The following is a 23,128-nucleotide window of genomic DNA, read 5'->3' as shown; positions in this document are numbered from 1 at the left end:
ACTTCACCTGTCCTGTGCGCTCTAGTCTTGAAAAATCATTGATCGCCGCGAACACTGACTGGGCCCCTCAACGCTCCTCGAAGGCGGGGTCATCGGGTGTCGAAATCAGTCGAGCCGCGTCGAGAGTGCTCTAGGGTCGCCCAATATGATGCTTGATGTGCTTGAATGGTATGGCGCGATAGCGGCCGTAATTGCTGCGTTTGTGGTCGCCTCAAACGTTAGCCGGCGCGTATCAGGCTGGGCTTTTGTCCTCTTCGTCACGTCATCCTGTGCCTTGATTGCTTGGGGTTTTCTAAGCGAGGATGCTGAAGGCATTGGGTGGCAGAATATCTGCCTACTCTTGATCAACCTGTGGGGCGTTTATCGCTATCTTATTCGCCCCGACAGCGTGAATGGACCTCAACAAGGGTCGGGAGCTTAGAGATGAAATTGCCCTACCTTGCCCCTCTAGCGGCGTGCGGCGTTGTGGCGGTTGGGATTGCCGGTCATATGGCGAACGGCGCTATCTATTCCAGCCTTCACGCACGTGAGATGATAGAGGCACTCAGTCAGCCAGCCCTCTATCTTGGCAGTGCCATTGCGGCCAGCGCAGCGACCACCATGGCCTTGATGCTCACCATGTTGGGATTGGTCCGGCGCGCCGACGCTGATTTCGATCCCAGCATGTACCGGCGGGTTTATCGGATCAGTATGCTCAGTGCCTGGTTGTTGGCCGGCTCGGTCATCATGCTTTTATTGATGACCATGCCAATCGGAGAGTTCGACGAGGTCCCAGATAGCTGGTTCCCGGCACTCTACACCGTTCTTTATTGGTTGGTGGTGCTGCTGAGTGCATTGCTCGTAGCGATGGTTACGTTGCTGTTTTCAACGATCAAGACGTTGATAGCGAATGTGACGCCGCACGAAGATGTTTGATATGTAGCGTCGTGCGCATGCCGTATGTCATACTCAAACGAATCTCCGATCATGCGCTGAACGGGTACTTGTGCAAATCGAGACTACCAATAGATTGCCCGAGAATATTGGCTTCGCAGCGAATTCCAACGGATACTCGCAAGGCGATACTAGCCGTTAAATACGCAGTACCTCCAATACGCTCGCATACCGCTGAGAGCGAGACCCCCGCCGTCTAGGCGAGGGTCTCTTTGCGACACCAAGGGGAAAACAAGGGCCGCAAGATTATCTGCCGATCATTCCATTTCATCGGCGGTTTCATTGAGGGCATCAGCCCGCTCATCGCCAACATCGTCAATTTTTTCGGCGCGCGCGTTCAAAGCATCCTCGCGTGCGTCGGTCGAGGCGTCGTCGGCCATTTCTTCGAGCTGCTCTGCCCGTTCGTCGCCGAGATCCTCGACAGCGTCTGCTTGTTGTTCAAGCGCATCGCCGGTTTCCTCAACTGCGCTGTCGTCTCCGCAGGCGCCAACAAGGGCGAGAGCCGGGGCGGCCATGATCAATGCGAGTTTATTCATTCTATTCCTCCTATTGGTTCGGTCTCAGGGTTTCGAAACCTGACACTCCTGGATCATCAAGGCGTTCGCGCGCTGGCGCGCGCCGCACTGAACTCATCGGGCGAAAGAAAGGTGTCACCGTCCTTGTCGAAGTAGAAAAACGTCTTTCCTGCCTCGTTGATCTGGTCCGGAGACGTGAACGGGCGGGTTTCGTCATTTTCCTTCGGCTTGCGCGGGTTGGAGCGCACGGCCCAGATGGCATACTCCGCTACGGACAGTTGGCCATCCTCGTTCCGGTCGAGGAATACGAAGTCCATCGCACTGCGCGCTTTCAGCGGTTTGATGTTGGAGCCCGCTTCAGCAGTAGCGCTATTCGCAGGCGCATCATCGGAGGAGGTGGCGCTACCTGTGGCGTCAGAGGTGACCCTACCTGCATCGCTTTCCGTCGAACCTGTCACCGCGAGCGCCGCCTGATTTGTATCATATTCCTCCACCGCCGCATCACGGTCGAGGGCGTCGAAATTGGCTTGCTGTTCGGTCGTCAATTCGCCCGCAACCGGGTAACCTTCGTCGTCTTCGACGACGACTTCATCGATGTCATCTATCGGCGTGTTTTCAACGTCCTCGGAGCTGCAACCGGCAGCCGCGACGCAGGCTGCGGCGACGGTGGTCAGAAATGGATATTTCACTCAAAACTCCCCTGTTGTGTGACTAGGCTAACGCCCCCTCAATGAATGGCGCCGGTGATGGTTCAAACTTTTTCCCCAAGCCTCACTGGCCACGAAGTGCGCAGAGTTTTGCCCACACCGCCCGGTGATCGGACCCATTGTCTGGCAAAATTTCGAACGAAACCAGTTCCAGTTGGCCCTTCACCATGATGTGATCCAGGGGCCATCCGACAAACAGCCAGTCGGACGGGAATGTCGGGAATACACCTCGGCCTATGCGTGGATCGCGCCAACCTCCCTGTTCGCGAAACTTGGTCGTCGTGCGTGACCAAGGGACATCGTTGAAATCGCCCATGACAAAAGCGTCGGCCAGGCGGTCCGGTGTTTGGATCCCTGCGTTTACTATGTTCTCGTCGCGTAGCTCGGTGTTCCACCCCGGCAGCGGAGGCTTGGGGTGAAGCCCGATGAACTCGACCGCTGCTCCGTTTTGCAGACGAAGCGTGGCATACAGCGTGGGGGTGTCTCTGTGGGTGTTCTCGACGATACTCGATTTCACGACTTCGAGGCGGGAAGCGAAGGCAAGGCCGAAAGCCTCAGGCTGTGGATGGCGATAACTATGCGGATATGCCGCGAGCACAGGTCCCAGCTCGTTGATCCACTGTTGATCGGTCTCCATCAGGAACAGTAGGTCTGGATCGTAGCGGCGGATTTGCTCCACCATGCGGCCGTAACCCTTGTTCTTGATCTTCACATTGGCTGATAGCGCGGTGAAGCAGCGCTCCGCTGCCGCGCTCTCGTTATTCAACGCTAGTTGGGTCTGGGCCACCGGATTATACGGCCACATTCGCCAAAGATTGATCACGATGACGCCAATTAGCGTTGCCACCGTCCACCATCGACCCGAGGATCTTACGAACAGCGCTGCGATCAGCAATAGGCCGGCAAGATAGGTTAGCGGTTCGCGCACAAGGTCGACCGTCCGGATAAACCACTTGTCGCTGGGCAGCAGTGATACCACCACCGCCAGGAACAGGATTACAGCTGCCGCCGACAGGGTCTTCGACAAAACCTTCACATTCATCTCCCCTGCTGATTTTTCAGCGGCTGAGAGCGCGAACTGTTCCGAACTTGTGGTCCTGTCATAGATGGTCCTGTCATAGATGACTGTTCCCGGAACCCGCCCGCCTCTCGCGACATTGAGCGATCAGGAGGCGAAAAATGCTGATTGAGAAGATAAAAACACCCGGTCTTTCCCATCTCTCCTACCTTGTCGGAGCGGGCGGTCAGGCCGCCGTCATCGATCCTCGCAGGGACTGCGAGATCTATGTCGAGAAGGCGCGGAGCGAGGGGCTGCGGATCACCCATATCTTCGAGACCCATCGCAACGAAGACCTGGTTTCCGGTGCGCCCATCCTCGCAGAGCTGACCGGGGCGGAGGTGTTCCACGGCCCCAACGCGGACGGCGAGGTGGAATACGCAAAGACCACGAGAGAAGGCGACTGCCACGCGATCGGACAGCTCGAGATCCGCGTCCTCGAAACTCCGGGCCATACCTTCGACCACGTCGCCTATGCCATCTTCGATAGCGAGTATCCCGACAAGGCTGTCGGCGTGTTCACCGGCGACGCGCTGTTTGTCGGCGATGTTGGCCGAACCGATTTCTATCCCGATCGCAAGCGCGAGGTCGCGGGCCTCCTTTTCGACTCGCTTCGCAAGATCTGCGATCTGGGCGACCAGGCGATCATTTATCCCGCACATGGTGCCGGTTCGGTGTGCGGATCGGGTATGGCGGACAGGGAGTTTTCGACGGTCGGTCACGAGCGCCGCAACAACCCCATGCTCCAGATCGAGGATCGCGACACGTTCATCGACCGCAAGGTCAACGAAAACCACTACCAGCCGCCCTATTTCCGGTTGATGGAACACCTCAACCTGGTGGGCGGCGAGGCCGCACCGCGCGTGCTCAAGCCCCAGCCGATGAGCCTTGGCGAACTGTCGTCCTGCGAAGCCGACAGGGTTATCGATGTCCGCGAGCCGCTTGCCTATGCGGCGGGGCATCTGCCGGGCAGCATCAACCTGCCGGTCGGCATGATCCCGGCCTTTGCCGGATGGTTCATCGGCGAAGGCGAAAAGCTCGCGCTGGTGGCTTCGTCGCAGGACCAGCTATCAACCGCGATGGAGCATCTGGTGAGGATTGCGCTCGACAACATCGTCGGGGGTTATGTCGGCGTCGTTCCAGCCGCAGCCTCGGGGAAAACCATGCGCTCGATTCCGATGATCGGCACGCAAGAAGTCGAGCGCCGCTTGCAGGAAAAGCCCGACGACTGGACCCTGCTCGACGTGCGAGACGCAGACGAGCGTGAGGCCGAGGCGATCGAGGGTTCGCGTCATATCTACGTCGGCGAACTGAACGAGAAGTGGAAAGACCTCGACCGCGGCCAACGCTATACGCTCATGTGCGCAAGCGGCATGCGCGCGACCGTGGCCGCCGGCTGGCTCGATGCGCACGGGTTCGACCATCTCGATGTGTATCTGGGTTCGATGGGCGCCTGGAAGGCGGCGCATTCATAAATGGGTTTCCGAACCGCCGCCTACTCCCATGAGATAACACCATCTGCAGACCGCCAAGTCGCAGGCCGGATCATCCCTTCGTGGGCGATACGGACTGCCCTGATTTCCGCATCTATCTCGCGCCGCCAATGATCAAGAAAATCGAAGAGCACAGGAAAATCAGGTGCCGCGTCGTACTCCTGCCACGCGAAAATCTGGAGAAGGGCGGGATAATCCGGCATGGCGTAACAAATCTCAGCCGTAGTCAAACCGTATCCCTCCAGCTGAACCAGGAACGCCCGGTCGGTCATAGCGAAGGTCTCCGCCCGTGGGTCCCGTAGATCGAGCCTTTCGCCGGGAAGAGTTCTCGTGCAGTTTCCGATCGCTCGGGTTCGGGCAAGCGACGGCCCGCAGACCCGATCTCAAGTGCGTTGGATTTACGGACCCATGACGCGAGAATCGCGTGCTTAACCTCCGGTTCTGGCGAAGGGTGGTGCGCTTCATCGAAAGGGTGCAGGTAACGTGAGAATGGTTGCGACATAGGGTCATCCTCCTTTCCGCTTCGCCGCTCGTCACTCACTGCGGAAGATCCGCCAAGAATATTTTGGACCTCGGATCTGGCCCGTCAAGCCCCTGATAAGGAGCGGCAAAACCCCGATTTGGCGCGGGCTGGCAAACGCGCGTCAAAAATTTTCAGCGGACCACTTGAAGCCGATTTTGGCCAAAACTAGATCGCCGAGGTCTCCTGCCGAATGCGGGGGAGACACCTTTAGACATATCGCTTTGTAATGGAGGTTATGCATGCATTTCCGACCTTTGCACGATCGTGTGCTGGTTCGCCGTCTCGAGGCCGAAGAGAAGACCTCGGGTGGCATCATCATCCCGGACACCGCCAAGGAAAAGCCAATGGAAGGCGAGATCGTGGCCGTGGGGCCCGGTACGCGTGACGAGGCCGGCAAGCCGGTCGAACTTGCAGTCAAGGCTGGCGACCGCATCCTTTTCGGCAAGTGGTCAGGCACCGAGGTGCGGATCGAGGGCGAGGATCTGCTCATCATGAAGGAGAGCGATATCCTCGGCATCATCGAAGCCACCGCCGAACTCAAGCGAGCGGCGTAAGCCACGAGATCAAATCTTCAGTTCAATCGAAGGAAGAAACGAAAGGAGCAGGCCAAAATGGCTGCAAAGGAAGTAAAGTTTGCGTCGGACGCGCGTGATCGCATGCTCCGCGGCGTGGATACGCTTGCAAATGCGGTCAAAGTCACCCTCGGCCCCAAAGGACGCAACGTGGTGATCGAGAAAAGCTTCGGGGCGCCCCGCATCACCAAGGACGGCGTAACCGTCGCGAAGGAAATCGAACTCAAGGACAAGTTCGAGAACATGGGGGCGCAGATGCTGCGCGAAGTCGCCAACAAGCAGAACGACAAGGCCGGCGATGGCACGACCACCGCAACCGTTCTTGCCCAGTCGATCGTTCGCGAAGGGGCCAAGGCCGTTGCCGCCGGGATGAACCCGATGGATCTCAAGCGCGGTATCGATCTTGCCGTGGGCACTGTGGTCAAGGACCTCGAGAGCCATGCCAAGAAGGTTTCTGCCAATAGCGAGATCGCGCAGGTTGCGACGATTTCGGCCAACGGCGACGAAACCGTCGGTCGCATCCTCGCCGAAGCCATGGACAAGGTCGGCAATGAGGGCGTGATCACGGTCGAGGAAGCGAAGAGCCTCGAAACCGAGCTGGAGACCGTCGAGGGCATGCAGTTCGACCGCGGGTATCTCTCGCCCTATTTCGTGACCAACACCGAAAAGCTGAAGGTCGAACTCGACGACCCCCTGATCCTGATCCACGAGAAGAAGCTTTCGAACCTGCAGGCACTCGTGCCGCTACTCGAACAGGTCGTTCAGTCGAACCGCCCACTGCTGATCATCGCAGAGGACGTCGAAGGCGAAGCGCTCGCGACACTGGTGGTGAACAAGCTTCGTGGCGGGCTCAAGGTCGCTGCCGTCAAGGCGCCTGGTTTCGGCGACCGCCGCAAGGCGATGCTGGAGGATATTGCGATCCTTACCGCTGGCAATGTCGTCAGCGAGGAACTGGGAACCAAGCTCGAGAACGTCACGCTTGGCATGCTGGGCACCGCCAAGAAGGTGATCATCGACAAGGACAATACGACCATTGTCGACGGTGCGGGCAACAAGGCCGACATCGACGCCCGGGTAGGCCAGATCCGCGCACAGATCGAGACGACCACCAGCGACTACGACCGGGAAAAACTTCAGGAGCGCGTCGCAAAGCTCGCTGGGGGCGTGGCCGTCATTCGCGTTGGCGGGGCAACCGAAGTCGAAGTCAAGGAACGCAAGGACCGTGTCGACGACGCGTTGCATGCGACCCGCGCGGCTGTCGAGGAAGGTATCCTCCCGGGCGGCGGCATCGCCTTGCTTCGTGCGCTTAAGGCGCTCGACGGCCTGCAGGCAGCAAATGACGACCAGCAGTCAGGCATCGACATCGTACGCAGGGCGCTGCGCTCTCCGGCGCGCCAGATCGCTGAGAACGCTGGGGAAGACGGTGCCTACATCGTCGGCAAGCTGCTTGAGGGTGATGACTACAATCACGGCTTCAACGCAGCGAAAGGCGAATACGAAGATCTGGTCAAGTCGGGTGTGATCGACCCGGCCAAGGTCGTTAGGACTGCTCTGCAGGATGCCGCGTCGGTAGCCTCTTTGCTCATCACCACCGAAGCGCTGGTAGCTGAGCTACCCAAGGAAGACAGTCCCTCCTCGATGCCTTCGATGGATTTCTAAGGCGCTTCTTTCTCCTGGAGGCCGGACAGGCGCGCTCACACCGAGCGCGCCTGTTTTGCATTAACAACCTGAAAAACATGGTTTAAAAACCAAAAAATTCTTGAAACTCGAGATCTCGTTCCTAGTTATAGATGTGCCGGACGCCAAGAATGGGTCCGGTTGGACAGAGGGCGCCGGCTCTTTCGGTCCGGCGCCTCTCACGCCCAGATTGCTCAACAAGGAGGATTTGGAAATGAGAACTGCATTTGACCTGAGTCCGTATCGACGCTCGACTGTCGGATTTGACCGCCTGTTCGACGCGCTCGAGAACAGCTTCCGCACCGATGCGCAGGAAAGCTTCCCACCCTTCGATATCGTTCGCACCGGCGACGATAGCTACCGCATTACTCTGGCGGTGGCCGGATTTGCCCGTGACGAGATCGATATCACGGCCCAGCAGAACCAGCTCGTCATCTCGGGGCAGAAGAACGAGAAGGACGAGGACGGCGTCGAATTCGTTCACCGAGGCATCGCCACTCGTGCCTTCGAACGTCGGTTCCAGCTGGCCGATTTTGTCGAGGTGAAGGAGGCTTCCTATGAGAATGGCCTGCTCAGCATCTCGCTCGAGCGCGTCGTTCCCGAAGCGATGAAACCTCGCAAGATCGAGATCGGAGGCGGCAGCCACGACAATGATGACGCGCCGCAGCTGACCGACCAGAAGGCGGCTTAAGCTTCAATCAGTATCGGACGTTCGGCGGGACGGGTGCGGCTGCATCCGTCCCGCCTTTGGCGAGTCAGTCGGGTCCTTGGCCAGCCGCAGAGCCAATCACGTGTTCGAGAGCGGCCTAATGCCCGCCTTTGCTGCTTGCCGACGACAACGAAGCGCGTGAGATCCTGATCGCTAGCTTCCCGCTTCCAGCGTGAGTCTCGCGGTTCGCTCCGCTTCGCCGCGCACCAGCGTAAGGACAACTGTCTGTCCCACACGATAGTCGTCGAGGCGGGCCAGAAGATCACCGACGCGCGACACAGGTACTCCGTTGATGGCGGTGACGATGTCACCTGGCGCCACGCCCCGTCTCGTGCGCTGGGCCGGGATTATGCCGGCGCGGTCTGCTGCCGAACCGGGATCGACGCGCAGGATGAAGACGCCGTCAATCCCGGAGGCCCGTTTGAGGCGGTCGTTGATCTCGTCGTCGCTTTCGATACCCAGCGTGGGACGCGTATAACGCCCCTCGGCGATCAGCTGTGGTACGACACGCATGACTGTATCGACCGGCACAGCGAACCCAATGCCGGCCGATGCACCCGAGGGGCTGTAGATTGCCGTATTGATGCCAATCAGTCTGCCCGCGGAATCCAGCAGCGGGCCACCCGAATTGCCCGGATTGATGGCCGCATCGGTCTGGATCAGATGGCGAATATCCGGGCCGTTTTCGTTCGGGAGCGAACGGTCGAGCGCCGACACAATCCCCTTTGTCAGGGTCCAGTCCAGGCCAAACGGATTACCGATGGCAAACACATTCTGCCCGACCTGGAGATCGTGGTTTGTGCCGATGGGAACACGCGCCGGGGCCGCGAAGCCCGCCTTTCCGATTTTCAGCACGGCAAGGTCATGCTGGGGGCTGATTCCGACCAGGCGGGCGGGAAACTGGCGCCCGTCGGCGAGCTGGATCTGGGCCTCCGACGCCCCCTCAATGACGTGAAAATTCGTTACGATATGTCCGGCTTCGTCCCACACGAGACCCGATCCCGATCCTCGCGGAACGCTATAGACATTGCGGGTCCAGAAATCGGCGACGCGTTGCCGCGTCGAAATGAAGACCACCGATGCGCGGGCGTTGCGAAACAGATCGATCGTTGCGCGCTCGTCTGCACCGAGTTCCCCCCTCGGCGTGACCGTTCGCGTTTCAGCGACCGGGCTGGACTGGGTCAAAAACAGGGAAGCAACAGCGGCGAGTAGCAAGAGGTTCATGACGATCAGTGAAGCTAGCCAGATCCGGGAAATTTGAACAGGGTTCGCCAGCGCAGGTCGCATGATTGGTAGATAGAACAGCTGCTGTCGCGATCAATGGCCATGGCGTTATCGATGCACACTGAATGTCGCCGACCGGTCTTCGCGCCTATATAGGGTAGAACGCGTCACCTTCCGGGCATACGGTTGGGCGCCCGCACATCGGAAAGCGTTTCAGCTTCTTCCCACTTTATCTCCTGCCGCGGCACCACCGAGAGGTTGCCATTGGTTTCCAAGACGACCCAGTTCGCTCCGTCGTTCTTGGTGATGCCATGCTCACGTAATGCGCTCTTGATTTCCTCTTCCGTAATCCGTGTTCGCTTCATTGCATCGCGGAGAAACTTCCCTTTGTGCGTTAGCAATGTTGGCTCTGCCTTGACGACATGGGCAAGCCGTCGACTGTGCCAAACCAACCGGGTCGTTGCGTACTGACAGAGCGCAAGCACCGCAATCGCGACAAGCGCGTCAAGCGTTGCGACGTTCTTCAAAAGGATTCCGCTAGCAGCCAGGCTGCCAACCGTGACGTTAATGATCCAGTCGAAATTGTTCAGCTGACTGGTGGTCCGCTTGCCGACCAGGCGGACCATCACGATGATCATCACGTAGAACAGGATGGCGTTGCCGGCGATTTCGGCAATGCGCGGCCAGTCGGAGGTTATATTGAATGCTTCAGGCATCCGAGGAAATCTCGTAGTCGATCGGCTTGAAAGAGCCTCCATTGGAGGCATAGGCGGAACAGGCGGTCAAACCGATCACAAGGTCCATCTCCGCCTGCAAGACGATGCGATCGCCCGCTTTGCTGACGGGCGGCTCGACGGCCAGAGTACCGCGATCCCCATCGACCGGCACGTTCATGAAGATATTGAAAGCGGTCGGAATCGCATCGGGCGAAATTCCATAGGGCGCAAGGGCTTCGGCGAGATTGCCGAAGCAGCCTCGATGGAGCGGCTTGTCCGGATAGAAATGACGGAATGTGTCCTCCGAACAGGGCGTCAGCAGAAAGTCGTGTCGGTCTACCGTATCCTCGACGATTGTCAGCATCGGGTTCGACCGGTTGGACCAGAGGCGATTACCTTTTCCCAGGCGGATGGTTTCCTCGTAATCGAAGGTCCGCCCATTGGAGATTGTTTCACCTACATCGGACGCATTGTAGGCTAACAGGTCCGAAACCTGCCCCCCATCGGGATCGCGAACCGTCAGCCTGTCACCTCGTGACAATTCGAAAGCGACCCCTGTTCGAGGCTCGATGCGGTTCATTTTTCCTCCTGACGGGGATCCTTGAACGGGCAGGTCCAGTCGTCGGTGACCAGCCGCCCGCTATATTGCCTTGCTTCGCTGCTCTCCCCGTGACGGGCGAGCATGGGATTTATATCCCCTGCGAGTTTACGGTCGCGCTCGAGAATGGTTTCCCGCATCCGTTCATACCTGCCATCAGTCCGCAAGGCCTCGAACTGGTCGTGAAGATTGAAGACCATGGTGGGATAGGCGAACCGGCGAGCCGGCCGCGATGCTGCCGGATGCAAGCCCACGACGAAATATGCCGCCCCTCCGAAGCTGAGCGAAAAATGCGGATCGGCGGGGTTGGAACTCACAGAAGGGTCATAGGGCTGGCCCAGCCAGTTGTCTTTTTCCGCAAAGGATTGCAGCCTCTCCCACAGCAGCCTCTCGAACTCGCCCTCGCAGAGGGTTTCGGGATACTGGAAAACAACCGCAATGCTGCGCAACCCTTCGGGATCTTCGCGGTACCGGTCGGCCCATTTCAGCAGGCTGTCGTGAATTCGCAGGTCGTCCCAGCCGCTACGCATATCGTAGGCGACGACGACCTCGAGCAAGTTGCGGGCCTGAGCCGACTTTGCACCCACGCAGGGAAAGCTGGTGTCCGAGATATGCGCACGAAACCTTGCCTCGATATCTTCGGCTATGGGTTCTTCTACAGCGAGCACTCCAGGGTTCATTGCGTAGACCTCGGGGTAAGGGGTGGTTCCAAGTTTCGGTCCTTCTCCCGGCCCATCGTCCAGTTCGCCTGCATCCGGACTTTCGGGTTCGGCGCGCACCAGATCTCGCCCGTATCGTCCAGCGCGGTCACCCAGATCAGATTATGCTCCGCTCCATAGTCGATCACTGCGAATGCCAGGCCTGCGCCCTTGTCGATGATCAGAACCGGCAGCGGGGGATTAAGCTGAGTGAACACGCACACCTCATTCGCTAATGACCGACCGCAATCGCCGCCATGCTTGCCAATCGGTACCCGGAGCACCTGCTAATCCTGCCCGAAGATATGGCGGCATGGGGGAGGGGCGCGACCTCAACCGAACTTACGCATTCATGAACTGCCACCGTCCAACTGCGTTCTAATCGACCTACGTCGAGGGGACGCAGATACACGATTGCGGCCAAGCGATCGGGCGGACCATCCAGGCGATCGGCGGGACCACATGGCGTCACGCTATGCCACCGCCTTTTCGTCGAGCGTAGATTCCGAGCATCCCCGGCGAGGGCCGCCGACAAGCCAGACACCTGTTTCCGTAACAAGCTCCATCGAACATACGGGTTGCCCGTCCTGATACAGATCAGCGTGATGGCCCCGGACGAGTTTCTGCGCCCGGTCAAGCGCGCCGGCTATCGATAGGCACTCGAACGTCGATTCCGATACGGGCTTCGCGTTCTCATCGAGCGATCGTAAGACATAGTTGGGCATGGGAAGCCGCTTTCCTCATCTTCAATCTTGCAAGGTTCTTTGACATCCATTCCGCGTCTGGGCTCAAGGCCGAGAGCGGTAGAACACCATGGTTATGGGCAGCGACAACTGCTTGACTATGAAAGACATTTTGATGCGAGAAGTTCCCGGAAAGATCGGATCCTTCACGCAAAATCGATGAAGTGCGGTTTCAGAGCGTCGGAATGATCGAAGGAATTTCTCTCCATCCTTTCCTGTTTCTACATTCAACTCGATAGCGCGGCCAATGTCTGCGCGTGGACCTCTGTGAGGGGCCTTCGAGACGATGTGCTTGCGGTCCTCCTCTGGTGATCGGTGCGCTTAACTTGATGACTTCCGGCTACTGTCGGCATAAGCAATCCGAATGCCTGATCTCCTACCCTTCGAGAACCGAAGTGCCGACCATCTTCGCCTGGTTCTCGAAGCCGGCCACATCGGAATTTGGGAGCTCGATCTCCAATCGGGTGAAGCCGTTAGAAACAGGACGCACGACGAGATCTTCGGCTATCCCGAACTGCTCCCGAAATGGACCTATGACCAATTCCTGCAGCATGTCATGGAGATCGACCGGGAAAGGGTAGATGAGCTGCAGAAGGCCACCATCGCAGAGAAGCGTGAATGGTCGTTCGAATGCCAGATCAGGACCGCCAGCGGCCAGATCCGCTGGATCAGGGCCGCTGGTCGCCCATTGCTAAATCCAGCAGGCGATGTCGAAAAGCTGATCGGTCACGTCGTCGACATAACCGAATCCAAGCAAAGCGAGGCGAGGCTCCGGCTCATTACCGAGGAACTCAACCATCGCGTTCGCAATATGCTGGCAATCATCAGGTCGATGGTAAAGATATCGGCTCGGCGGGCGCAGGACATTCCAGCTTTTGCAGAAGCCCTGGAGGGCAGGGTCGGCGCCTTGGCACGAACCCATCACCTGCTGGCTGGCGAGACAGCCGGCGCGATGAAGCCCAGCACCATTCTGCGGGAGGAATTGTCAGTCTTCGATGACGTCGGCGAACGCATTGGCCTGATTGTCTTAGACGAAACCGAGTTGTCTGCCTCGGCTGCCCAGGGCCTGGCCCTGGTTTTCCACGAGCTGCTCACCAACGCGCTGAAATATGGCGCCCTGTCTGCCGATGAGGGGCGCATCGAGATCCGGGTCGATCGCGATGCGGAAACCCTGAATATACTCTGGAAGGAACATGGGGGACCACCCGTCGATCCCGATACCAGCGACGGGTTTGGCTCGATGCTTATTGCAGAAGCGCTCGCGGCAGAGGGAACTACGACGCAAAGATTTCTGCCCGAAGGCCTGGAGTGTCACATCACGCTGGATATCGCATGAAGCACGCCGTTGCCTGATAGGCCCTCGGATTGGGAAAAGGGCCAGTCCACGAAGGGCCGAATAGTTGGTGTGTAAATCCTTGTCGGATCTGCTGAATCGAAGCTCATGCTGGAGCTTCAAGCTCGCACGATAATGGGATGCGGGAGCAATGCCCCCGCATCCCGGAACCGCCAAAATAAGCGTTAGTCGTATTCCTTCTCGATCACATCGCCGAAAGCTTCGCCTTCGGCGATTTCGCTGAGGCTGCTCTGCACCACAGCACGCTCTTCAGGTGTCAACGTGTCGCCCTTCAGAGCTTTCTCGAACTTCTCTTTGATGTAATCCTCGCCTTCCTCGACGCGTTCGGCAGCAGCCTTGTCACCGCTCTCGAACAGGTCGGCGATCTCGGTCCAAAGCCGGTGAAGATCACCGGTCACGGTACCCTTGGTGACTAACTCGTCACCCTGTCGCCGCAGTTCTCCGTTCAGCGTCTCCAGAGTGGCTTCGCGCGCTGCGAGCCGCCGCTGAAGTGCCTCTTTGAGATGCGGGCTTTTCGCCTTCTCGATCGCCTTGCGATAACCCTCGACAGAATCGATCGTGGTGTCGACTAGGCTTTTGAATGTGGTAGTGCTCATGTCGAAGTTCCTCGTGAGTTGATACTGATAACCCAACCCAAACCCGCGCCGCGCGCTCCCGCTAATTGTTGAAATCCCAGCCGGATTGCGCGATCCGTGCGATAAACGGCGTGACCTTAGGTCCTCGGCACCATTTTCAGCTGCACGCAACCGTATGTCCGCTTCTAGGTCGAGCCGAAGGCGGTTGGGAATGGCGGATTTGAGGGCGCAAAGCTGCCGAATTTTCACATAAAGATTTTCTTCATCGACGAGCGAGTATCGCCCAGCGTCATCGCAAAATGCGGACATTGTCTGCACCACTTGACCTTCTCACATGGTGGGATACACACCTTCCCACCCAAACAGAAAACCATGGTTTTCTGCGGTGTTGAGGGCAGCGTGGATGTGAGGCGGATTCTCGCTACCCGCTCCATTGTCCTGAGACAGCCGCAGAAAACCGCACTCTTTGAGGCGGTGATGCGCGGTTCGTCGCTCTTAGTTTTCACCCAATTTCTCACATCAGCCGAGGTGCGAGTTCCGTGCCCACGCGATACGCGGCGCGAGGAGTATGAACGGGACGGCAATGCTCACTCATGGCCGCGAGCAGGGTTGAAGGCTTGGGCAGGCTTTTCCCGAAGCTCTACTGTGTGCGATCGAACCGACCCTCGAACGTCAGGTGAGAAGCGCGCCGGTTTCCAACTCGCACCGCGTCTGGTTCTATACGAAATTTTAATTTTCGACGTGCACCATGCATTTGGAGGACCCGATCCATGATGCATCAAGACCATGAACAATTCATCCGTGCCGAAGGGTTTGCGGCCGCCGCGCGTGGGCCACAGGGTTTCGCCACCCCGGTCCTTCCGATCACCACGCGCTTGCGGGACATCGAAGCGGTCTTATCGCGCTGGACGGGATATGCGGCGCTGGCCGTGTGCGCCGTACTCGCGGCGTCAGCCATTATCTGACCGCTCCCGATAGCTGCGAAAACAGCATGGTTGGACCGGTCGCGGCCGGGCCAATCGATAGGACTTGCGCTGCAATCGAAAGGGGGCGGCATCAACGCCCTGTTTGCATCTCGCTTAGCTTACGTTCCCACGCGAGCGCGTGACGAATGATCGTTTCCAGATCGTCATGGCGCGGCTGCCATTTCAGCTCGCGCAGGATAGATGCATTTTCGCTGACCAGAGCCGAAGGTTCCCCGCACGCCGGTGCCGTCGGCGGCATCGTAATCGGTGCCATAGACCGCGACATAGTCTCGCTTGCCCAACGCCGCCTCGACCGCGACCTCGATAAGGTGGGTCGCCCCCGCCGTGGACTGCCCGGTTCGAAGATCGGGGTCCGCGCCGGCGACGTTGAAATATCGCAGTGCGCAGAAATTGAAAACGTGCGCTTCAGCCGTGTCCGCGAGCATCATCTCGGTCATCAGCTTGGACCTGCCATACGGATTGATCGGCGCGGTCGGATGGGTTTCCCCGATCGGAATTGCGGTCGGATTTCCACAAACCACCGCGGTTGACGAAAAGATGAAATGCCGGATCCCCGCCGCGATCGCGGTGGTAACCAGTCCGTGGCTATTCACTGTGTTGTTGCGATAATAATTCAACGGCTTTTCGACGGATTCGGTCACGATGATCGACCCAGCGAAATGCATGATCGCACCGATACCTCGCTCGGAGAAAATCTGCGTCTTCAGGGCCTTGTTCTCAATGCCGTCTTCGTAAAATGCCACGTCGTCCGGGATTGCGTAGCGAAAGCCCGTCCGCAGATTGTCGATAACCGCCACATCCCAGCCCGCATCGCGCAGCGCGGCCACTGCATGGCTCCCGCTATAACCAGCACCGCCCGTGACCAGCACAAGCACTCTGGATGGCGTCATCTTGAGTAATCTATCCTGTTTATCGTGATTTTACTTTTGTTTAGGCAGAAATTCTCGTGCCCGAGCCTACTCGATCGCAAATCGCGGAGCCAGCAATCGCCCCCAAACCCTAGGGACGCGCGTCGTGTGGCGAGCACGATTGGCCTCTGGCAAACCGCAATCTGCCTCCCATGTTACCAGGCCAAGACGCTCAATCTCCGTCTTCCTGCCTTGACGGATCCATCGTCCAGCCGCAAATATGTCAGCGAACAAGCCAAAGTTAAATTGAGAAATTAGGTTTGGCTCCGGGGTCGGCGAAGCAATCCAATGGGGTGGTTGGTAGTGTTCGGAAAATACAGGGGAATGCACGTTTCAGGTTGTGAAACGGTGGCCTTTTGACACGCGTGGGGCAAAAGCGCCGAGTCGTCGCCGTGGCTTCCGGAGGGGGCCATTGGGAGCAGATGATGCTCCTGCGGAGCGCCTTCGAAGGCACGCAGATCACCTTCGTGACGACGCTTGAAGGGCTTGGCGAGCGCGCCGGGCTCGAAAGTGTGCATATCGTGCCCGATTGCAACCGCCACGAGCCGCTACGTGCAGCCTTGTGCGCTGCGAAGCTGTTGGTGCTTCTCCTGAAGATACGGCCGCATGTCCTCGTGTCGACGGGGGCGCTTCCCGGCGTGCTGGCCATGATGTTGGCGCGCCGGATGCGCACGCGCACGATCTGGATCGACAGTATCGCCAATGCGGAAGAGCCGTCGATGGCCGGACGCCAGGCCAAGCGGCATGCCACCGAATGGCTGTCGCAATGGCCGGAGGTCGCGCTGCGCGAAGGCGGCCGGTACGAAGGATCGGTCCTGTGATCTTCGCCACGGTCGGAACGCAGTTGCCGTTCCCGAGAATGTTGGCGGCTTTGGATGGGATCGCCGGCGAACGCGGCTTGAAGGTGACCGCCCAGACCTGTGAGCCCGGAGCCCATTACGCGCATATGGAAACCTTCGCGGCGATGGCGCCAGCGGAGTTCGACGGGGCGATGCGGGATGCTTCGGTGATCGTGGGCCATGCTGGCATCGGCACGATCCTGGGCACCGGCAGGCTGGGCAAGCCGCTGATCCTCATGCCGCGCCGCGCCAGCCTGGGCGAGCATCGCAACGAGCACCAACTGGCGACCGTTGCCGCAGTCGAAGCGCGCGAGGGGATTTACGTCGCTATGGACGAGACTGAGCTGGCCGCGCATCTCGAAACCCCCGATCTCAAACCTTTCCATCTCGGCGAAGGGCCCAAGCTGCCGGCGCTTACCACTTTCCTACGGGATTTCATCCATGCCTAGCCTGAACAAGCTGCTTTGGTTGCAACGCTCGCTCAATCGGTCGCGGATCGCGTTCTATAATCGCTTCTGGGGAATGACCATCGATCCCACGGTGGTCATGTCGCTGTCGGCCAAGATGGATCGCACCTACCCCAAGGGCGTCCATGTGGGCGCCCATACCTATATCGCCTTTCGCACATCGATCCTGTGCCACGATCGCACACGTGGGATCTATCGGGACACCATTATCGGGAAGAATTGCTTCATCGGCGCGCACAGCCTGATCATGCCGGGTGTGCGGGTTGGCGACAACAGCATCGTGGCCGCCGGGGCCGTGGTGCTGCGCGATGTGCCGCCGCGATCGATCGTCGCGGGCAATCCCGCCAAGATTGTGAGAAGCGATATCGAGGTCGGCCATTACGGTCGGTTTCTGTCGGCCGATCAGCCGCCGGCGACGCCTCCGGGCTCTTCGCCCGACACTTTCACATCCCCTTCGGAAGGCGCTTCCCTATGAGCAGTTCCGATCGCGTCATCCTGATTACCACCGCCAATGCCAAAGGCGGGCGGGACGAAGAATTGCGGCGGCTGTTCGCTTCGGTCGCGGCCTTCCGCGAGGCTCGTCCCCATGCGCTGGTCGATCACCATCTGCTGCTCCAATGCTGTAACGATCCGGCGGCGAGCGTCGATAGCATCGGCGTGCCCGGCGATGTCCGCGTGACATCGGACACGGCGCAATTGCCTTTATCGGTGGCGCGCAATCGCATGCTTGAGACCGTTCTGGCGCAGGAGGATCTCGACGATGATTTGATCGGCTTCCCCGATGACGATGCTTGGTATCCGGCCGGTACGCTCGAAGCCGTATACGATGCGTTCCGAGATGACCGCGATCTCGACCTGTGGTTCTGCCGCTATGGGTCGGCGGCGACGTGGCAGCCCGATGCGCCATGGCAAACGCCTTCGCTGCAACAGGTGCTGTCCTTTGCATCGTCTAACACGGTGCTGCTGCGCGGGCGAATATTGAAGTCGGTCCGCCGCTTCGACGAGACTCTGGGGCTCGGCACTCCGGCACGCAGCGGAGAAGATACCGGTTTTGCCCTCCGCGCGTTTCGGGAAGCGCGCACGGCGCGATTCGTCGATGCGCGCATGATCGGACATCGCGATTTCGATCCCTCCATCCGAGCGAAATATTACGGCGGGGCGCTGCTTGCGATTCGTCGCTATGGCGGTTCTTCGCCAGCCGGGCTGTGGGCGCTGGGACGCAAGACGCTGGTCGGGGCGGCGCTGGTCGCGCGCGGGGAACTGCCGGTTTCCGAATATCGCGATGCATTGGCAACGACGGCGCGCGGCTGACGATCGCTGACGATCAAGGGGGGGCTTCGAAAAACAGCTTTCCTACACGCGGTTTTATGGAACATATGGGGAACTCCAAAAATGGAGATACCGATATGCTAGCGTCCAAACCCCTTTCCCTCGCGATGATTGTCGCGGCGGCCTTTCCCATCCCATCTCTCTTCCCGCTTGCAGCGCAGATGACGGCCCCTCGTATCGAGGCGCCGGCGGGCTATGCCCCGATCTACGCCCCTTGCATTGCCCAGGCGGATGGCAGCTGCGTGCCCGCCAGCTCGACTGAACCGCTGCCCACGGCCGCCAAGCAGGAGGCGTTCCAGCTCGTAACCGCGAACGCACCCGCCGCGCCCGCAACCGTTTATGGCGGCATTTATGCGCTGTCGCAGTCCTGCGCGTCCTACAATGGCGGCGCTCTGGTGCTGCGCTATCGCGGGCCGGACGGGGCGACGATGCTGGCGCTGCACAGCTTGAATACAAGCGATACGGGAGGGGGCACATTGGTTTCGCTGGGATCGGGCGCAGTCGTCGATATTGCGCCCCCGAGCGGATCGAGCGCTTGCAACGCCATCCTCGCGCGGGTGCCCTGATGCGGCGGCGGCAATTTGTCGGCGGGCTCGTCGGCGCAAGCGGACTGGTGGCGGGCCATATGGCGATGGCACAGGCGGTCGGGACGGCTCCGATCCTCTTCGGCGGCGGACAGGCCGCCCCCGTGCCACGCGTTCCACCGCTCGATCCCTCCGCGCTCCCCTTGCCCAATCGCACGAAAATCGCTGGCCTGGGCCACAGCTTCATCCAGCGCGGTTATCGCGCGAATTTTTCCGGCTCCACCATAAGCGGGACGGAAGAGCGTGCGCGCGGCGTCCTGCCTGTGATCGCCGCGCTGGACGGGCGCTTCAATCTCGACATTTTCGCCATGCCCGATGCGCCATTCGGACAGGATAAGCCCAGTCTGTTCAACGCGACCGGCGGCGCGAACCACGGGATCGGCGGCGAGCATCTTCTAGCCACATCGAGCGTGCCCGGATCGATCAATCGAACCCCCTATGTCCTCAATCGCGGGCCCGGCATCGTCTATCTCGATATCGGGACCAACGACATCAATTCCGGAGTCGGCGGTGCTCATGGCACGGACAATTCGGCTTCCACGATCATCGCTGCGCTCGACCGGCAAATCGCGCTGCTGACCAGCCATGGCGTCTGGGTCGTGCTGCAAAGCGTGGCGTGGCGATTCGACTGGCCTGAGGGCGATCCACGTTTTTCGACGCTCGGGGCGGTCAACGCGTGGATCAGGGCGCAGGCTGCCCGACCCGGTGTGAAGCTGTGCGACACCGTGGCGATCGACGGGACAGCATCGGCTGACCGCGCGCTGTTCGAGACCGATGGCGTCCATCCGAATATCCGGATGAGCGTGCTACGGGCGGAGATCCTGCTGCCGATCCTTCGGTCGATGGTGACGCATGGCGATGCCCGCGCCGCGCTCGACCCTCTTGCCGCCGACAACCTCTTCATCCGCAAGGGGCTGAAGGGCGTTTCGGGCACTCTCGGAGCCGGTGCCAGCGGCACCGTGGCGACCGGAATGACTCTGACACGCGGTCGCGGCCAGTCCACCGCCGTGGGCGCGAAGGAGGTTCTCTCGCCCGAAAACGAACGCCAGATCGTCAGTGTGACCAACACATCTGGCGACACGAGCGATTACCAGTATTTCGATTTCCGCTGCACCGGCAATCCCTCCCTCTCCTCGCTCGGCCTCGCAAGCGGCGATTGGGTCCAGATGGACGTGCCGGTGGAGTTCGACGAGTGGGCGGGTTGGGTCGGCCGCCTCTACACAGGTGAAGGGCCGGCGGCTCTGTTCAACGATGCCTTTGATACAGGCTATCTGTGGACTGCGGAAAACAGCGCCAGCGTGCCGGGTCGATCGACATGGTTGACGACGCGGATGGAAATTCCCGCCGGCACGACCATGCTGCGCTGGGCCTCGCGCGTTGTGCGCCTGTTCTTCGATACGGGCGCGGGCGGCACCGGGACGGTCAGGATCGGATCTCCGATCCTGCGCAAGATTGCCGATCCGCGTCCCGCGTGGAACCTGAATTGACGCGATCGCCTGTGGTGGGCGGGCGGGCCGCAGCTCGCCCACCTTTGTTTTTGCGCGAAACCGTTCAGCCCGCCGCCCGCGCCTTGCCGCGAATACGGGCGCGAATGGCTTGGATCTGCGAGCGCACGAGTTTGGGCGCGAAGAGCAACAGCAGCACGGCATAGGTCAGCGCGCCGATCCCGGCCAGCACCGCCAGCCGCAGGAAAACGTCCGGAACCTGTCCCGCAAGGGCCCAGCGGGCGGCGAGGACCGCCAGCAACATGGCTCCCCCCGCGAGATAGGCCGGAGCGATCGCCTTCAGGATCGCCATCGTGCCGAGCGAGGCGACCCGTCGGCACGCGTAGAAATCGCAAGGCAGCGTGATCAGCAGCGTCGCCGTGCTCAGCAGGACGAGCTGAACCGGGTCGAGCGCCCATCCCGGCAGGACGACCAGAGCGACCAGCGCCGCGCGGACCGCGAGGATCGCGGTGGCGACGCCGGGACGGCCCACGACGCCCAACATGCTCGACAGAAAGTGCTGGGTCACCTGCAAGGCGCCGAACAGCGCCACGATCTGGAGATAGACCGCCGCCTCCTCTCCCTTGTCGCCGAACGCCACCACGCATGCTTCGGGCGCGACCGCCGCCAGCCCGAGGAAGATCGGCACCGCCACGATGGACGCGGTTCGGATCATCGGCAGGAAAGCGTTCTGCAGCGCTACGCGATCATCCGCGATCCGCGACAGCGTGGCGAAGCTCACATCGATCAGCACCGCCATGATCATCTGGGCGAGCACGAAATACAGCCGCGATCCGATGACGTAATAGCTCAGGATCGTGGCGCTGTGGCGGTACAGCAGGACCAGTTCTATGGCGCGGGTGCCGATATAATACAGCACCCGCCCGGTCAGCAGCGACAGTCCGAAACGCAGCAATCCCTTCGCCGCACCGAAATCGGGGCGCACCAGCGGATTGAACGGCGCGCGCCACCAGATGAGTGCGCAATTGATGGTCGCCAGGATGATCGCCTGCGCCACCAGGCTCCACGCGCCATATCCCATCAACGCCATGGTCACGCCGATCGCGCCGCTGATGAACGTGGCGATCAACGCGCGCACGGCCAGCCAGCGAAAGGCCATTTCGCGCCGGAAGATCGACTGCGCGATATAGCTCGCCGCGTTGAGGATGAGCGCCAGCGACAGGACCCGCAGCAGCGGCGCCAGGCCATCGGCACCGAACCATATCTCCAGCCGCTCGGCGAAGACGAACAGCAGGATGCCGAGAATGATCCCGGCCCCCAGATTGACCAGAAAGGCCGCGCTCAGAGCGCCCGGGTTCAGCTTGCGCGCCTGCACCACGGCATCGCCGATCCCGTTATCGGCGAACAGTTCCGCGATGGCGAGAATGGCGATGGCGGCGCTGAACAGGCCAAGTTCGTGCCCGCTCAAAATGCGCGCGACGATCAGGAACAGCACCACGCTGCCCAGGCGCGTGCCCCAGTTGCGAACCCCGGACCAGAAGAAATGCGCGAGTTTCATGGTTCCATCTTAGGTTTCGCAAAGTTCGGCTCGCAGTCCAGGCGTGCCTCAATCGCCTAGATCGCCATCCGCTTCCATTGCGTGAAAAGATATCCGAAAACGCCCACAGCCAATGATCCCGCGAGGCAAAACGCCCAATAGGAAATCGTGCTAGGCTGCAAAAGCCAAAGCGCGCCCACGACATAAACCGCGACGACGCTGGCAATAAAGGTCTCCAGCGAATTGGCGCCTATAGCACCGAAAATATTTCCCAGTTTGGGGAAATATTTCTGAAGATAACTGAAAATCTGAAATAGAAAAACAAACGAAACGATCGCGCTCAAAATGCGCAGAGGGCCCAGATGTGATTTGGAGAACAGGAACTGTTCTTGAAGGTCGATATCGGTAAGATAGCGAAGGCTGGCCTTTAGAACAAAGCCGAGAATCACAAGAATGAACGGTACAGCCACGACAAAACCGCGCCCGTTCACACTTCGATTGAGCCAAACGGCGCACTCTTTAGCCGTCACAGCAGGGATGACGAAAGCCAGTTGCCAGCTTAGCGGGTTGAAATCCCCTTCCAACCAAGGCAGTCCCGACAAAATTCGCGTTTGCGAAAACGCGTAGATTGCTAGTGAAATGGTGACAATCAAACGAGTTCTGCGAAGTGCCAACCGAAACAAAATTAGTATAGCTATGACTTTTACGTAAAGTAGTAGGATCGTAGCAAGAAACGGTGCATCTAGCATTGTCAAGGCACTGGTTATTGCATTCCAATTGGCTGATCCATTCAGGCTGACGCCAGTCACCTGCCCAACCTCAGTCGGGGACATCGATACAACCGAAAAAATCAGCAGTATAAGAACACAATTGGCAGCCATTATTTTGAACATGCGACCAATTGATCTATGATAGAAATATCTGTTAATTTTAGAAAAA

At 59.5% G+C, this 23,128-nt stretch carries 26 protein-coding genes and 1 pseudogene; 14 read left to right on the top strand and 13 right to left on the bottom strand.

Annotated features, from left to right (window positions below; translation table 11 throughout):
• The first annotated feature begins 145 nt into the window (after positions 1–145).
• Together A3736_RS07635 and A3736_RS07630 are read left to right on the top strand one after the other, a co-directional pair.
• Positions 146–421 (top strand): hypothetical protein, encoded by a 276-nt coding sequence (locus A3736_RS07635; protein WP_067681229.1) that lies wholly within the window; start codon positions 146–148, stop codon positions 419–421.
• Between the two features lie 2 nt (positions 422–423).
• Entirely contained in the window at positions 424–915 is a 492-nt protein-coding gene (locus A3736_RS07630) for a hypothetical protein (RefSeq protein WP_067681226.1), read from the top strand.
• Between the two features lie 275 nt (positions 916–1,190).
• On the opposite strand, the gene A3736_RS07625 is transcribed toward A3736_RS07630, so the two are convergent.
• The 3 genes from A3736_RS07625 to A3736_RS07615 all read right to left on the bottom strand — a co-directional run bounded on the left by A3736_RS07625 (position 1,191) and on the right by A3736_RS07615 (position 3,197).
• Complete coding sequence (locus tag A3736_RS07625; protein ID WP_067681223.1) at positions 1,191–1,469, bottom strand: hypothetical protein; 279 nt, start codon at positions 1,467–1,469, stop codon at positions 1,191–1,193.
• Positions 1,470–1,525: 56 nt separating this feature from the next.
• Positions 1,526–2,137: a hypothetical protein gene (locus A3736_RS07620; protein WP_067681220.1), complete on the bottom strand. Its 612-nt coding sequence runs from the start codon at positions 2,135–2,137 to the stop codon at positions 1,526–1,528.
• A gap of 82 nt (positions 2,138–2,219) precedes the next feature.
• A complete protein-coding gene (locus A3736_RS07615) occupies positions 2,220–3,197 on the bottom strand; it encodes an endonuclease/exonuclease/phosphatase family protein (RefSeq protein WP_082851371.1) in 978 nt (325 codons plus the stop codon).
• A 137-nt stretch (positions 3,198–3,334) separates the two neighbouring features.
• On the opposite strand from A3736_RS07615, the gene A3736_RS07610 reads away from it, so the two are divergent.
• Entirely contained in the window at positions 3,335–4,687 is a 1,353-nt protein-coding gene (locus tag A3736_RS07610; protein WP_067681214.1) for a rhodanese-like domain-containing protein, read from the top strand.
• 20 nt (positions 4,688–4,707) lie between these two features.
• Here A3736_RS07610 and A3736_RS07605 read toward each other — a convergent pair whose 3' ends face one another.
• Complete coding sequence (locus tag A3736_RS07605) at positions 4,708–4,977, bottom strand: usg protein (protein WP_067681211.1); 270 nt, start codon at positions 4,975–4,977, stop codon at positions 4,708–4,710.
• Positions 4,978–5,467: 490 nt separating this feature from the next.
• Between A3736_RS07605 and A3736_RS07600 the strand changes: the two genes are divergently transcribed.
• The 3 genes from A3736_RS07600 (at position 5,468) to A3736_RS07590 (ending at position 8,168) form a co-directional block, all read left to right on the top strand.
• Positions 5,468–5,782: a co-chaperone GroES gene (locus A3736_RS07600; protein ID WP_067681208.1), complete on the top strand. Its 315-nt coding sequence runs from the start codon at positions 5,468–5,470 to the stop codon at positions 5,780–5,782.
• Positions 5,783–5,839: 57 nt separating this feature from the next.
• Positions 5,840–7,459, top strand: a complete 1,620-nt coding sequence (gene groL / locus A3736_RS07595) for a chaperonin GroEL (protein ID WP_067681205.1) — start codon at positions 5,840–5,842, stop codon at positions 7,457–7,459.
• 232 nt (positions 7,460–7,691) lie between these two features.
• The gene (locus A3736_RS07590; protein ID WP_197465539.1) at positions 7,692–8,168 is read left to right on the top strand and encodes an Hsp20 family protein; all 477 of its coding nucleotides are present in this window, start codon (positions 7,692–7,694) and stop codon (positions 8,166–8,168) included.
• 171 nt (positions 8,169–8,339) lie between these two features.
• Here the strand turns inward: A3736_RS07590 and A3736_RS07585 are convergent, their stop codons facing one another.
• The 5 genes from A3736_RS07585 to A3736_RS17925 all read right to left on the bottom strand — a co-directional run bounded on the left by A3736_RS07585 (position 8,340) and on the right by A3736_RS17925 (position 11,640).
• Complete coding sequence (locus A3736_RS07585) at positions 8,340–9,473, bottom strand: S1C family serine protease (RefSeq protein WP_067681202.1); 1,134 nt, start codon at positions 9,471–9,473, stop codon at positions 8,340–8,342.
• 104 nt (positions 9,474–9,577) lie between these two features.
• Positions 9,578–10,126, bottom strand: a complete 549-nt coding sequence (locus A3736_RS07580; RefSeq protein WP_067681199.1) for a DUF421 domain-containing protein — start codon at positions 10,124–10,126, stop codon at positions 9,578–9,580.
• The gene (locus A3736_RS07575) at positions 10,119–10,706 is read right to left on the bottom strand and encodes a DUF1989 domain-containing protein (RefSeq protein ID WP_067681196.1); all 588 of its coding nucleotides are present in this window, start codon (positions 10,704–10,706) and stop codon (positions 10,119–10,121) included. The genes A3736_RS07580 and A3736_RS07575 overlap by 8 nt, the downstream gene beginning before the upstream one ends.
• Positions 10,703–11,404 carry a guanitoxin biosynthesis heme-dependent pre-guanitoxin N-hydroxylase GntA gene (gntA, locus tag A3736_RS07570; protein WP_067681193.1) on the bottom strand — a complete coding sequence of 234 codons (702 nt, stop codon included), beginning with the start codon at positions 11,402–11,404 and terminating at the stop codon, positions 10,703–10,705. The genes A3736_RS07575 and gntA overlap by 4 nt, the downstream gene beginning before the upstream one ends.
• On the bottom strand, positions 11,401–11,640 hold the full coding sequence (locus A3736_RS17925; RefSeq protein WP_067681190.1) for a hypothetical protein: 240 nt from the start codon (positions 11,638–11,640) through the stop codon (positions 11,401–11,403). The genes gntA and A3736_RS17925 overlap by 4 nt, the downstream gene beginning before the upstream one ends.
• 889 nt (positions 11,641–12,529) lie before the next feature.
• On the opposite strand from A3736_RS17925, the gene A3736_RS07555 reads away from it, so the two are divergent.
• Positions 12,530–13,501: a sensor histidine kinase gene (locus A3736_RS07555; protein ID WP_067681183.1), complete on the top strand. Its 972-nt coding sequence runs from the start codon at positions 12,530–12,532 to the stop codon at positions 13,499–13,501.
• Between the two features lie 182 nt (positions 13,502–13,683).
• Here the strand turns inward: A3736_RS07555 and A3736_RS17920 are convergent, their stop codons facing one another.
• Positions 13,684–14,415: a PA2169 family four-helix-bundle protein gene (locus tag A3736_RS17920; protein WP_233999308.1), complete on the bottom strand. Its 732-nt coding sequence runs from the start codon at positions 14,413–14,415 to the stop codon at positions 13,684–13,686.
• 449 nt (positions 14,416–14,864) lie between these two features.
• On the opposite strand from A3736_RS17920, the gene A3736_RS07545 reads away from it, so the two are divergent.
• Positions 14,865–15,059, top strand: coding sequence for a hypothetical protein (locus A3736_RS07545; protein WP_156502035.1), 195 nt, complete (start codon positions 14,865–14,867; stop codon positions 15,057–15,059).
• A 91-nt stretch (positions 15,060–15,150) separates the two neighbouring features.
• Here A3736_RS07545 and A3736_RS07540 read toward each other — a convergent pair.
• Positions 15,151–15,970 (bottom strand): annotated as a pseudogene (locus tag A3736_RS07540) (NAD-dependent epimerase/dehydratase family protein).
• A 443-nt stretch (positions 15,971–16,413) separates the two neighbouring features.
• Between A3736_RS07540 and A3736_RS07535 the strand changes: the two are divergent.
• The 6 genes from A3736_RS07535 (at position 16,414) to A3736_RS07510 (ending at position 20,694) form a co-directional block, all read left to right on the top strand.
• A complete protein-coding gene (locus tag A3736_RS07535) occupies positions 16,414–16,809 on the top strand; it encodes a hypothetical protein (protein ID WP_233999307.1) in 396 nt (131 codons plus the stop codon).
• Positions 16,806–17,276, top strand: coding sequence for a glycosyltransferase (locus tag A3736_RS07530; RefSeq protein ID WP_067681171.1), 471 nt, complete (start codon positions 16,806–16,808; stop codon positions 17,274–17,276). Before A3736_RS07535 ends, A3736_RS07530 begins: the two co-directional genes overlap by 4 nt.
• Positions 17,269–17,769, top strand: coding sequence for a DapH/DapD/GlmU-related protein (locus A3736_RS07525; protein WP_067681168.1), 501 nt, complete (start codon positions 17,269–17,271; stop codon positions 17,767–17,769). Before A3736_RS07530 ends, A3736_RS07525 begins: the two co-directional genes overlap by 8 nt.
• On the top strand, positions 17,766–18,605 hold the full coding sequence (locus A3736_RS07520) for a hypothetical protein (RefSeq protein WP_067681165.1): 840 nt from the start codon (positions 17,766–17,768) through the stop codon (positions 18,603–18,605). Before A3736_RS07525 ends, A3736_RS07520 begins: the two co-directional genes overlap by 4 nt.
• A 179-nt stretch (positions 18,606–18,784) precedes the next feature.
• Positions 18,785–19,189 carry a hypothetical protein gene (locus tag A3736_RS07515; RefSeq protein WP_233999306.1) on the top strand — a complete coding sequence of 135 codons (405 nt, stop codon included), beginning with the start codon at positions 18,785–18,787 and terminating at the stop codon, positions 19,187–19,189.
• On the top strand, positions 19,159–20,694 hold the full coding sequence (locus A3736_RS07510; RefSeq protein ID WP_197465538.1) for an SGNH/GDSL hydrolase family protein: 1,536 nt from the start codon (positions 19,159–19,161) through the stop codon (positions 20,692–20,694). Before A3736_RS07515 ends, A3736_RS07510 begins: the two co-directional genes overlap by 31 nt.
• Before the next feature lie 64 nt (positions 20,695–20,758).
• Here the strand turns inward: A3736_RS07510 and A3736_RS18190 are convergent, their stop codons facing one another.
• Positions 20,759–22,210: an oligosaccharide flippase family protein gene (locus A3736_RS18190; RefSeq protein ID WP_067681159.1), complete on the bottom strand. Its 1,452-nt coding sequence runs from the start codon at positions 22,208–22,210 to the stop codon at positions 20,759–20,761.
• Between the two features lie 56 nt (positions 22,211–22,266).
• On the bottom strand, positions 22,267–23,128 hold an 862-nt coding region (gene opgC, locus A3736_RS16675), incomplete at its 5' end, for an OpgC domain-containing protein (protein ID WP_082851368.1).

The sequence above is a fragment of the Erythrobacter sp. HI0063 genome, from assembly GCF_001635685.1.
Classification (GTDB): domain Bacteria; phylum Pseudomonadota; class Alphaproteobacteria; order Sphingomonadales; family Sphingomonadaceae; genus Qipengyuania.
The sequence above is the reverse complement of the archived record's forward strand: the minus strand, read 5'-3'. Positions and strand labels throughout refer to the sequence as shown.